This window comes from Marinobacter sp. (assembly GCF_041686475.1).
Lineage (GTDB): Bacteria > Pseudomonadota > Gammaproteobacteria > Pseudomonadales > Oleiphilaceae > Marinobacter.
Map to the genome: position 1 here is coordinate 38635 of NZ_JAWLDU010000014.1, position 12192 is coordinate 50826.

The following is a 12192-nucleotide window of genomic DNA, read 5'->3' on the forward strand; positions in this document are numbered from 1 at the left end:
CAGTCAGAACCGCGAAGGTGTGAAACAATTTCTATACACGCCGTGCGGTTTGGTAAACTCTGCCCCTTTGGGCGCCAAGGATCACCCCTGATGTACGACAAGCTATTTGTAACCGGCCAGTATGTAGCACCACAACTGACCATCTCTCGCCTGGCAGGCCGCCTTGCCGACAACGAAAGCGTTCCGGCGCTCAAGAACCGGGTTGTTAACTGGTTTATCGGCCGGTACGGCGTAGACATGAGCGAGGCTGTCGAATCAGATCCTGCCGCCTACCCCAGCTTCAATGCTTTTTTCACCCGCGCTCTCAAACCGGGCCTGCGACCGGTGGACACCCGCGATTCCGTGATGGTCAGCCCTGTGGATGGTGCTATCAGCCAGCTGGGCAGCGTCAGTGACGGCCGGGTTTTCCAGGCGAAGGGCCAGTCCTTCAGCCTCAATGAACTGCTCGGGGGCGAACAGGAACGGGCAGACATCTTCGCTGCAGGCGAGTTTTCCACTATCTACCTGGCGCCCAGGGACTATCACCGCATTCACATGCCGCTGGCCGGCACCCTGCGGGAGATGGTCTACATTCCGGGCAAGCTGTTTTCAGTCAATCCGACGACTGCGGAAAACGTACCCAACCTGTTCGCACGGAACGAACGGGTCGCCTGCATCTTTGATACACCTGCCGGACCGATGGCTCTGGTACTGGTAGGCGCCATGATTGTCGGCAGCGTTGAGACCACCTGGGCTGGCATTGTGGCGCCAGGCAAACGTGAGGTGGACGTCACACGCTACGACAACCTCAAGAAACCGATACGCTTTGAAAAAGGCGAGGAAATGGGCCGGTTCCGTCTGGGATCAACCGTCATCATGGTCATGCCCAGGGGCACGGTTACCTGGAACAGCGATCAGGTCGCCGGTGGAAGGGTTCGTATGGGTGAAGCCTTCGGAGAGATCAAGCCCGGTCAGCAGGAAACGCAATAACAGCGGCGAGATCATCCACCCCCAGCTTCAGCATCAGCAAACGGTCAAGGCCGAGCGCTACCCCGGAACAATCCGGTAGCCCTGCTTCCAGCGATGCCAGAAATGCCTGGTCAACGGGCATTTGCGGTTTGCCGGCGCGGATACGCGCCTGATTGTCTGCTGTAAACCGACGCAACTGCTCTTCCCTGTCGGCAAGCTCCCAGTAGCCGTTGCAGAGCTCCACTCCTTGCACATAAAGCTCGAAACGGTGTGCCTGCCGAATCCCGCCCTGCTCGGACACACGAGCCAATGCGGCCTGTGATTCCGGGTAGCCAGTGACAAATACCGGCCCGACCCCGGCCAGCTCAGGTTCTACCTGGAAACTCATCAGCAGGTCCAGGCACTCATCCCTGCTAAAGGTCTGCAACTGCGACGGCTCAATCCATTGCTCGCAGCGGGCCGAAAGCGCCCGGTCACTGGCCAGAAAAGGATCAATGCCGGCGAAACGGAGGAAAGCGTCGCGATAGCTCATGGTCCCTGGCGCCCTGCAGCCCAGCCAGCCGCAGACCAGGTCAGACACCTCCGCCATCAGGTCGTCATCAGTGAAGCCGGGGCGATACCACTCGAGCAGGGAGAATTCCGGGTTGTGCCGGCGCCCGGATTCACCGTCACGAAACACTCTCGAGATCTGATAGACAGGCCCGGTCCCTGACGCCAGCAGGCGCTTCATGTGGTACTCGGGAGACGTCTGGAGCCAGCCTTTCGCGGAACCGCCCGCGACCGCTGTGGGGTTGGCAGCGATGCTGTCGATATTGATATCAGTAACACCACAACGGCCCAGCACGGGCGTCTCGACTTCCATTACTCCCCGTTGCGCGAAAAAGCCGCGCACCCAGGCCAGCTGGCGTGCACGGCTTTGCAGAGCCACCAGAGAGGCGGACGGCTGCCAGGGAGGCGTTGCGGTCACTTCGGCAACCGATCAGCTGCTTTTGACGCGGCTGACGTATTCACCGGAACGGGTGTCGACCTTGAGAACCTCACCAATGGTGATGAACAACGGCACGTTCACAACAGCACCGGTAGACAGAGTTGCCGGCTTGGAGCCACCCTGGGCGGTGTCACCTTTCATGCCCGGATCTGTATCCACCACTTCCAGCTCGACAAAGTTCGGCGGTGTAACCGTCAACGGCGTACCGTTATAGAGTGTTACCGTGTAGACATCCTGTTCCTTCAGCCATTTAAGGGCATCACCAACGGCCTTTGCATCCGCCGGGTACTGCTCGAACGAGCCATCTGTCTTCATGAAGTGCCAGAACTCACCATCCGTATACAGGTATTCCATCTCCAGATCGATGACGTCAGCGGCTTCCAGGCTTTCACCGGACTTGAAGGTGCGCTCCCACTGGCGATTGGTCATCAGGTTGCGCAGCTTGACCCGGTTGAACGCCTGGCCCTTGCCGGGCTTTACAAATTCGTTCTCGAGAATGATACAGGGGTCGCCGTCCAGCAAAACCTTGAGACCGCCGCGGAATTCGTTGGTAGAATATGAAGCCATGAAATTATCACCTGAAAAGATGCGTATAAAAATTCGAAGGTCGCTATGATACAGCGAACCGCCACCCGTATAGAAGCCCGCCAAACCGATGAGGATTCACGCACCTGGCAACAACTGCTGTCGTCCTCTGTTACCAGCCCGGAAGAGCTGCTTGAGAGGCTGGAGCTTGATCCCGCTACCTGGCTTTCCGGCGCCAGGGAAGGCCACAGGTTATTTACCTTGCGGGTGCCGGAACCCTATCTACAGCGCATTATCCCGGGGAACCCGTCAGACCCGCTGTTACGTCAGGTTCTGCCACTGTCCGCAGAAACAGACACGCAGCCGGGATTTGTTCGTGATCCATTGCAGGAAAGCACCTCGATGCAGACAACCGGGCTTATCCGCAAGTACCAGAGCAGGGCCCTGCTCATGGTCACCGGGCACTGCGCCATCAACTGTCGTTACTGCTTTCGTCGCCACTTCCCCTATGACGAAAACCGGCTTTCACCACAGGACCGGAAACAAGTACTGGCAACCCTGGCCAACGACACGGGCATTAACGAAGTCATTTTCAGCGGGGGAGACCCACTGGTGGCCAGTGACCGGTTATTGTCTTGCTGGGCCGATTCACTGGCAGGCATTCCCCACCTCCGCCGCCTGAGGATTCACACGCGATTGCCGGTAGTCATCCCCCAGCGGGTCTGCGATGCCCTGCTGGCATGGCTTGCCGAAAGCCGGCTGCAGATTGTTATGGTCATCCACGCCAACCACCCTGCCGAACTGGATACCGACACTCAACAGGCCCTCAATCGGTTAAAGCAGGCCGGCGTGACCCTGCTTAACCAGAGCGTCATCCTCAAAGGCGTCAATGATACCGCGCGGGTGCTGGCTGACCTGAGCGAGCGGCTGTTTGAATGTGGTGTACTGCCCTATTACCTCCACGCTTTTGATCCGGTGGAAGGCGCCCATCATTTTGAGGTCAGTGACGACAGGGCAAGAGAACTGGTGCGGGAACTCATCGGCACGCTGCCCGGGTTTCTGATACCACGACTTGTCAGGGAAGTACCTGACCGCCCGGGAAAGACACCGCTGGATCTGTTTGCGTGACCGGTTTGACAAAGTGAGTCCAGATTCACTTGTCAAATATTGTCAACTCGTGCTTTTCTCGCTTTTTGTTTTACGTTTGCTATTTTAGAGTGCGAAGTGAGATAACAATAAAAAGCTGTCTTAGCGGCATTTTCCAGTAATACACGCAGGTATCCGTTACCAGAGCCTGTAGTTCGTGGTGCAACCCGGAGTACCAACCGTGGTCCAGACAATTGGCGTGATCTCATGGACGGAATGATCCTGAAACCCGATCTTCGCGTTCCTGAACAGAAAACCGCAAGTCTTTCATTCTGTCAGACTTCACCGAAAGCCTTCAGGGAATGGGTCAACCAGTTACCGATGGCCAATATTGGTGAGGCCTCGCGGCAGCTCTATCATGCCATTATCGAGCTGAATCATCTGTTTATTGCACCACAACAGCGCCTCCTGCTGCTGGAGCTGATTCGTCCGAAAATACACTTTGTGTGCTCCGAACTGTCGAGGCACTACCTCGGCCTGGCGGTCGCGCTCCCGGAGAAACAGCGCAAAATAGCCAACCTGTCCCAGGCGCTCCAGCTTCACGCCGCCGGTGGCTACAAGCTCTGCGTTCTGGAGTATCTGGATAACGGCGGGCTCGACAAGAACCGGAAAGCGGTTTCCACCGCCATTCATCGGGCCATCTCGGAACTGGCTGCCACCATCGTCCGGTCCCACCAGCTTTATTGCCCCAGCCCTGCCCAGAGCTGGCTGGAATGCCATCGCTTGTTCCGGTTTGCCCATCGCAACAAGCTCAACGGGCTCTCTGTCGACGACGAAACCCTGAGTCACCGTCGTGCCAGCACGGTAGAGGACAGCTATAAACGCATCCTGCTGCTTGGCTGCGCCCGCCCCAACCAGTTACGACAGGGTGAACTGGCGCAGGTCTACGAATTGTTAGAGAACTGGACTCATCTCGCATCCTGCGGCCCCGAGACTGATAACGACAGCCTGTTTGTGGTGAACATGGAGCGCGATACCGCACCCGTTTACCGCAGCCTGCTCGAACAGAAACCGGGTAACGACAGTTACAACTTCGACACCCGCGAACTGTCAGAGCAGATTACCGAAGCACAGCATGCGCGCCACCAGCAAGACAGCCACTCCGCCAGTAACCTGGACCTTCCGTCACGGGTCAGCGACACCCTGCTGACCCACCTCAGCCAGGCGCTGGGTATACTGGCAAAGCGCAATTTCAATCGCATCGCCAGTCAGGGCACCCTGGAAATATGCGTGGGGCTGTCAGCGACTCATTTTTTCGTGGCCGGAACCAAAACGTTCAACGAGTTTGTTACCGGCAACGACAACGGCCATCAGGACCAGGACAACCAGTTCCTCAGATCATCGCGGCGCAGGGAAGACGCTTGGGCTGGAGCCCATGATGCCGGTATCGGCGACGACCCGATACAGTCGGCGGACGCCCCCATCAACTTCCGCAACAGTATCGGCGCCACACCAGATAGTGAGCACGATCGCAGGCGCCCACAGTCCCACCACGCCCTGCTGATTAATACCAGCCCGGGTGGCTACTGTGTTGCCTGGGAAACCAACGTGCCGACTTCCCTGCAGGCCGGCGAAATACTTGGCGTTCGCGAGCAGTCAAACCACCCCTGGAGCATCGCGGTGGTCCGCTGGATACGCCAGGTTCGCAACCAGGGCACCCAGGTGGGCATTGAGTTGTTGGCCCCCAGCGCGGCGCCCTGCGGCGTGAGACTGCTCCAGAAAGTGGGCAACAGCAGTGAATACCTTCGGGGCCTGCTGCTGCCGGAGATCAGTGTGGTTAACCAGGCCGCAACCCTGATAACACCCAGACTCCCGTTTCAGTCAGGAAGCCGTATTTCACTGCTCCACGATGGCCGAGAGGATCAGGGCACGCTTTCCCGCAAGATTTCAGCTACCGGAAGCATCAGCCAGTTCGAACTCAAGCTTCAGAATGGCGGAACCACAACCATGAGCAATCCGGCCTCTACGGCAGCCGCCAGCGAGGATGAGTTCGATTCGCTGTGGCCATCACTTTAAGGTTTGATTTCAGACAATCGGAAGCGCCGGGGCTGGCGCCAAGGGTTGTTATTGAACGGTAACCCCTGCATCATTCAGCGTTAGTGAAAGGCCGGCTCTATACTTGCCAGAAGAGCCGGTACAGCCAACGCGTATCACGAGACATCTGACGAATGCAGAAAAAGAACGCAACCGTACACCTGCTGATCCTCGACCCCTCGCAAAACGATGCTGAAACCCTTGTGAGTCTGCTCCGGAACTCCGGCAAGGCTACCCGGGCCCATCGCATTACCTCTGAAGAAGATCTTGAGGAAACCCTGAAGGCAGGCAACTGGGACCTGTTGCTGGCGCGGGACGACGTGGATCAGGAATTCGGGCCCGACGGTGCACTGGCCATGATTCGTCGCATGGACAAGGATATTCCCTTCATACTGTTGACCCCGGAATTCAGCCGCGAGCGCACAGTAGCAGTCATGAAAGCCGGTGCCCAGGATACGGTGCCTTTCGAAAACACTGACCAGCTGGTACTGGTGGTCAACCGGGAACTGAGCGCTCTTGAGGATCGACGCCGGCGTCGGACCCTCGAGTCGCATCTGCGCGAAGCCGAGCAGCGTTGCCAGCTGTTGCTGGAAAGTTCAAAAGATGCCATCGCATATATAAATGATGGCATGCACATCTATGCCAACCAGTCTTACATGGAATTCCTTGGCTACGATGATATCGACGACCTGATCTGTATTCCTGTGCTTGATACCCTGACTCCGGAAAGCCAGGAAAGATACAAGGATTTCATGAAGTCATTTGCCGACGGCGGTGAAGACGGCATGACAATGAATTGCGTGGCCAGCCGCAGTGATGACCAGGAACTCAACGTTACCATGTCGGTGTCGGCAGCCACCTACGATGGCGAAACCTGCACCCAGATTGTTATCCAGCCCGAGCACAGTGACGCCGAACTGGAGGAGAAAATCCGCCAGATCAGCAGTCAGGATCTGCTGACCGGCCTGTATAACCGGCAGTATCTGATGGATGCGCTTGGCCAGGCCATTGCGACAGCTGGCAAGAACAACGAGACCGGAGCCCTGGCTTATATCGCCCTTGATAACTTCATGAGCCTGAAGGGCCAGGTAGGCATCGCCGGCGCCGATCTCATGCTGGGGGATCTGGCCACCCTGCTCAGGGAAGCGACGCCCGGGCACATGATCCTCGCACGCCTGAGCGATGATGCTTTCTGCCTGCTCTGTCAGCCCTGTGAAGAGAAAACCATGGCGGAACTGTGTGAGACCGTCTGCAAAAAGGTGGAAGACCATCTGTTTGATATCAATGGCCGCACGGTGCAACTGACCCTCAGTATCGGCGTTGCAGCCATTACCGAGAACGCTCCCAAGGCCCCGGACCTGATGGGCCGCGCCCACACCGCATCTTCAGAACTGAAGAAGAAACAGGGCCATGAGCAGGGCAATGGTGTTCTGGTATACAACCCGGCCGATTACGAATCTCTGGATGAAAGCAACTCCGCCGATGCCATTCAGAAAGCCCTGGACGACAACCGGTTCCGCCTGCTGTTCCAGCCGATTATCAATCTGAGAGGCGAAGGCGAAGAGCATTACGAGGCATTCGTAAGGATGATGAACAAGGACGACGAGGAAGTGTCTCCCTATGACTTCCTGCCGCCGGTCGGGCCTTCGGAAATGGCCATCAAGATTGACCGCTGGGTGATTCTGCAAACCATCAAACAACTGTCCAGCCATCGTTCAAGGGGGCACGATACACGCCTGTTCCTCAACGTGACGGCAGAAACCCTGGAAGACAAGACCTTTACTCCCTGGCTGAGTGTGGCGCTCAAGGCAGCCCGTCTGCCCGGTGAATCGTTGATTTTCCAGATCCGCGAAGGTGACGCCAACAACTACATGAAACAGGCCAAGGACTTTGCCAGGGCCGTTCATGAGTTGCACGCCAAGGTCTCCATCTCCCAATTCGGGTGCGCACTGAACCCGTTCCATACCCTGAAGCATATCGACGTGGATTACGTGAAGATTGACGGTTCGTTTACCGAAGAACTTCAGAAGAACGACGAAGCCAAGGAAGAGGTCAAGGAAATGGTCAAGAGCCTGCAAAGCGCCGGCAAGCTGACCATTGTGCCACTGGTTGAAAATGCCGGGGTGCTGGCAACCCTCTGGCAGGCAGGTGTGAACTATATCCAGGGCTATTACCTGCAGGCGCCGGTTCCGGAAATGAACTACGACTTCGGCGACCATTAGGAACTTCCCTCACTGCATGGGCCGGCCGGTGGGTCGGCCCATGCAGGGGATTACTCCCCTATCTGAAGACTGTCACTTTCCCGGAATCCGATAAGATAGAGGATGGCATCCAGCCCCAGGGTCGAGATGGAATGTCGGGCCGATTCCTTGACCACCGGCTTTGCCCGGAATGCGACGCCGAGGCCGGCCTGGCTCAGCATGGGCAGATCGTTGGCGCCATCGCCCACGGCGATCACCTGCTCACGTGAAATATGCTCACGCTCGGCAATTTCCTGAAGCAACTCCGCTTTACGCTTGCCATCGACGATCTGGCCCGCCACACGGCCAGTCACCTTGCCGTTTTCGATTTCCAGCTCATTGGCATAGACGTAATCAATACCCAGCTTCTGTTGGAGATGACGGGCAAAATAGCTGAAGCCGCCTGACAGGATCGCCGTGCGGTAACCCAGGGATTTAAGGCTGAGGATCAGATGCTCCGCACCCTCGGTCAGCCGCAGACGGGCCGCAATGCCCTCCAGCACCGACTCGTCCAGCCCCTTCAACAATGCCAGGCGCTCGGCAAAGCTCTGGCTGAAATCCAGCTCACCCTGCATGGCGCGCTCGGTAATCTCTGCCACCTGCTCACCCACACCGGCTTCCATCGCCAGCTCATCAATAACCTCGGCATCGATCAGCGTGGAATCCATGTCGAACACCACCAGCCGGCGGTTACGACGGAAAATCGAATCCTCCTGGAAGGCAATGTCCACATTCATTTCGCCGGCAATGTGCAGGAAATCCGAGCGCAACTGCTCCAGATCGGAGGGGGTTCCCCTGACGGAGAACTCCACGCAGGCAATGCGGTTCTCAGAGGGATTGAGCGACGGGCGTGCCGAAAGCCGGCTGATATTGTCGATATTCAGGCCGTGGCGGGCGGTAATGGCCGATACCCGGGCGATCTGTTCCGCCTTGATATCCCGCGATAGCAGGGTAACGATGTAGCAGGCACGGTTGCGCCCTTCTGCCCACCTCTGGTATTCCTCGATGGTAATGGGCGCAAAACGCACCTGAAGGTCCAGCGCATGCAGCCTGAACAGCAGGTCACGGATAACCGGCGAAGACTTGGACTCATCGGGAATCTCGATCAGGATCCCCCAGGTCAGATGGTCGTGAATCACCGCCTGGCCAATATCCAGAATGCGCACATCATACTGCCCCATGATGCCGGTAATTTCCGACGTCAGGCCGGGCTTGTCACGCCCGGACACGTTAATAAGAACCAGCTCACTCACTGTCAGGCTGCTCCTCTGCGTTGGCAGCGTTCGCCGCTTCCGCCGCATTGCTGGCAGACTGGATGACATCAATGGCATCCACGCGCTGAAGCCCGCGGGGCAATTTGTGACCGCGACGGCCACGCTCGCCCAGGTAGTGCTCCAGGTCGCTGAACTGCAATCCCATTTTGCGCTTGCCCGCACGGATTTCCAGTTGGTCATCCTCTGCAAACACCGCAACTGCCACCACGAACTCCTCGCGATTCTGCACCCTGGCCGAAGGGATACTGATAATCTTGTTACCCTTACCCTTGGCCAGTTCAGGCAGCTCACTCAGGGGAAACACCAGCATTCTGCCTTCGTTGGAAATAGCGCCAAGGTAAAGCGGCTTCTCGGAATCCGGCACCGTCACCGGCGGCATAATCCTGGCGCCTTTCGGCACGGATACCACCGCTTTGCCGTTGCGGTTCTTGCTGACCATGTCATTGAGAGAGGTAACAAACCCGTAGCCCCCGTCCGTCACAAGCAGCACTTTGCGGGCAGGATCGCCCATCAGAAGCCCTGAGAAGGTCGCCCCCGAGGGAGGGTTGATACGACCACTCAGGGGCTCACCCTGACCCCTGGCAGAGGGGAGCGAGTGCGCGACCAGGGAATAGGCGCGCCCGGTAGAGTCCAGGAATATGGCCTGCTGGTTATTACGCCCTTTGGCGGCCATGGCAAACCGGTCGCCCGCCTTGTAGCTGAGCCCTTCCGGTTCGATATCGTGGCCCTTGGCGGCCCTGACCCAACCCTTCTCGGACAGCACCACCGTTACCGGGTCGTTGGACACCAGTTCGGTCTCGCTGAACGCCCTGGCCTCACGCCGCTCTACGATTGGCGAGCGACGGTCATCACCATAGGTTTGTGCATCCGCCAGCAACTCATCCTTGATCAGCTCCCGCAGACGGTCTTCGGAACCCAGAATCGCCTGAAGTTCGTCCCGTTCGACAGCCAGCTCATCCTGCTCGCCACGGATTTTCATCTCCTCCAGCTTGGCCAGATGGCGCAACTTCAGCTCGAGAATGGCTTCAGCCTGCTCTTCCGACAGCCCGAAGCGGGAAATCAGCTCCGCCTTGGGCTTGTCCTCATAGCGGATGATGGCAATGACCTCGTCAATGTTCAGATAGGCAACCAGCAGGCCCTCAAGGATATGCAGGCGCGCCAGTACTTTGTCGAGACGATGCTGCAGGCGCCGGGTAACTGTGGAGCGGCGGAAGCTGAGCCATTCCGTCAGCATTTCCCGCAAGCCCTTCACGCCCGGGCGGCCGTCATTGCCAATCACGTTGATATTGACCCGGTAGGTTTTCTCCAGATCGGTACTGGCAAACAGGTGGGCCATCAGCCCTTCCTGTTCCACCCGGTTGGAGCGGGGAACAATCACCAGCCGGGTCGGGTTTTCATGGTCCGATTCGTCACGCAGGTCTGCCACCATGGGCAGCTTTTTGGTCTGCATCTGTTGCGCAATCTGCTCCAGCACCCGGTTGCCGGAAACCTGGTGCGGCAGGTCTGTCACCACAATCTCGCCACCCTCATTGATCCAGCGGGCACGCATCCGCAGCGACCCCTTGCCGGTTTCGTACATCTGCCGGATGTCCTTGCGGGGTGTAATAATCTCGGCGTAAGTCGGGAAATCGGGGCCCTTGACGTGCTCGCACAGGTCGTCTGTGGTGGCGTCCGGCTGATCGAGCAGCCGCACGCAGGCCGCTGCAACCTCCCTGACATTATGGGGCGGTATGTCAGTCGCCATGCCCACGGCAATACCCGTGGTGCCGTTCAGCAGCACGTGAGGCAGCCTGGCGGGCAGCGCCGACGGCTCATCCATGGTGCCATCAAAGTTCGGCACCCAGTCCACCGTGCCCTGCCCCAACTCACTGAGGAGAACATCCGCAAATTTCGCCAGGCGGGATTCCGTATAACGCATGGCCGCAAAGGATTTGGGATCGTCTGGCGCGCCCCAGTTACCCTGACCGTCCACCAGTGGATACCGGTATGAAAAGGGCTGGGCCATCAATACCATAGCTTCGTAACAGGCACTGTCACCGTGGGGGTGGAACTTACCCAGAACATCACCCACCGTACGGGCGGACTTCTTGTACTTCGAAGTGGACTTGAGGCCGAGCTCGGACATGGCGTAGATAATCCGGCGCTGAACCGGCTTCAGTCCGTCACCCACGTTGGGCAAGGCCCTGTCGAGAATGACGTACATCGAGTAATCAAGGTAGGCCTTTTCTGTGTAATCCCTCAATGAAACCCGCTCAAAGCCTTCATCCGTGGTCTGAAACTCTGGCATGGATGCCCCTTTGCTGTGAGTTGCGTGCATTGTTTTGGAGGGCACATTATATGGAGGCGGGGACTGATACACCAACACCCTGTCGGATTTCCAATAGCGGAATTCCCGCATGGAGAGAGATTAACCCTCACCGTATGCTCGCATTCAGTCGAACGATGATCCGTTTCACGACATCCGAGAGTGGAGAACTATGAGACCCAACCTGAAAGCTTGCGGGCATGCAATGATGACGGCTGTGGTAAATGCTGTTCTTGCTCTGGCTCTGATGTTATTGGTGGAGTTCGCCATAAGCGGAACCTTCCAGCTGGCCGAGCCCTATCTCTGGGCAGGGCTGTTGATCGGGCTGGTAATATTTTTTGGCCAGTTCTGGCGCCAGCGCCACCTTTGCCGCAACGGGCAACCAGGTCACGGACCCACTGACACCTATTAACGCGCCACTTACGAGGCCATATCAAGCGTTACACTTATCAACAATTAGAGGCCCCCTCCCGGTGCTTTCCTGAGTGCATGCGCAACGCTGCTATAGAAGCCGCCCGCGCCGGGGAGCAGGGCCGGGGCTTTGCTGTGGTTGCTGACGAAGTTCGCACACTGGCCAAACGAACCCAGCAGTCAACTGAAGACATACAGACGATGATTACCGCCCCCCAGACCGGCGTTGCCGATATCGTGGCGGTGATGGAAACCGGAAGCAAGGAGGCAGTGGAAACCGAGAAACTTGCGACTGAGGCCGAGGCTGAACTTCAGGGCATT

Annotated in this window: 9 protein-coding genes and 1 pseudogene; 6 read left to right on the forward strand and 4 right to left on the reverse strand. The window is 57.8% G+C overall.

Going from position 1 to position 12192, the window contains the following annotated elements; translation table 11 throughout:
* The first annotated feature begins 90 nt into the window (after nt 1-90).
* Nucleotides 91-969 carry an archaetidylserine decarboxylase gene (gene asd / locus ACESMB_RS05265; protein ID WP_372925161.1) on the forward strand — a complete coding sequence of 293 codons (879 nt, stop codon included), beginning with the start codon at nt 91-93 and terminating at the stop codon, nt 967-969.
* Here the strand turns inward: asd and epmA are convergent.
* Entirely contained in the window at nt 941-1915 is a 975-nt protein-coding gene (gene epmA / locus ACESMB_RS05270; RefSeq protein WP_372971054.1) for an EF-P lysine aminoacylase EpmA, read from the reverse strand. The genes asd and epmA overlap by 29 nt on opposite strands.
* 12 nt (nt 1916-1927) lie before the next feature.
* Nucleotides 1928-2503, reverse strand: coding sequence for an elongation factor P (gene efp, locus ACESMB_RS05275; protein WP_372925163.1), 576 nt, complete (start codon nt 2501-2503; stop codon nt 1928-1930).
* A gap of 45 nt (nt 2504-2548) precedes the next feature.
* On the opposite strand from efp, the gene epmB reads away from it, so the two are divergent.
* The 3 genes from epmB to ACESMB_RS05290 all read left to right on the forward strand — a co-directional run bounded on the left by epmB (nt 2549) and on the right by ACESMB_RS05290 (nt 7863).
* Complete coding sequence (gene epmB / locus ACESMB_RS05280) at nt 2549-3589, forward strand: EF-P beta-lysylation protein EpmB (RefSeq protein ID WP_372971055.1); 1041 nt, start codon at nt 2549-2551, stop codon at nt 3587-3589.
* Nucleotides 3590-3814: 225 nt separating this feature from the next.
* Nucleotides 3815-5623 (forward strand): GTPase, encoded by a 1809-nt coding sequence (locus ACESMB_RS05285; protein WP_372925165.1) that lies wholly within the window; start codon nt 3815-3817, stop codon nt 5621-5623.
* Nucleotides 5624-5775: 152 nt separating this feature from the next.
* Nucleotides 5776-7863 carry an EAL domain-containing protein gene (locus ACESMB_RS05290; RefSeq protein ID WP_372971056.1) on the forward strand — a complete coding sequence of 696 codons (2088 nt, stop codon included), beginning with the start codon at nt 5776-5778 and terminating at the stop codon, nt 7861-7863.
* A 50-nt stretch (nt 7864-7913) separates the two neighbouring features.
* Here ACESMB_RS05290 and serB read toward each other — a convergent pair whose 3' ends face one another.
* Both serB and parC read right to left on the reverse strand, forming a co-directional pair.
* Nucleotides 7914-9134, reverse strand: a complete 1221-nt coding sequence (gene serB / locus ACESMB_RS05295; RefSeq protein ID WP_372925167.1) for a phosphoserine phosphatase SerB — start codon at nt 9132-9134, stop codon at nt 7914-7916.
* The gene (parC, locus tag ACESMB_RS05300; protein ID WP_372971057.1) at nt 9127-11442 is read right to left on the reverse strand and encodes a DNA topoisomerase IV subunit A; all 2316 of its coding nucleotides are present in this window, start codon (nt 11440-11442) and stop codon (nt 9127-9129) included. Before parC ends, serB begins: the two co-directional genes overlap by 8 nt.
* 190 nt (nt 11443-11632) lie before the next feature.
* Between parC and ACESMB_RS05305 the strand changes: the two genes are divergently transcribed.
* Together ACESMB_RS05305 and ACESMB_RS05310 are read left to right on the forward strand one after the other, a co-directional pair.
* On the forward strand, nt 11633-11872 hold the full coding sequence (locus ACESMB_RS05305; RefSeq protein WP_372925169.1) for a hypothetical protein: 240 nt from the start codon (nt 11633-11635) through the stop codon (nt 11870-11872).
* An 83-nt stretch (nt 11873-11955) separates the two neighbouring features.
* A pseudogene (locus ACESMB_RS05310) lies at nt 11956-12192 on the forward strand (methyl-accepting chemotaxis protein); the annotation flags it as partial.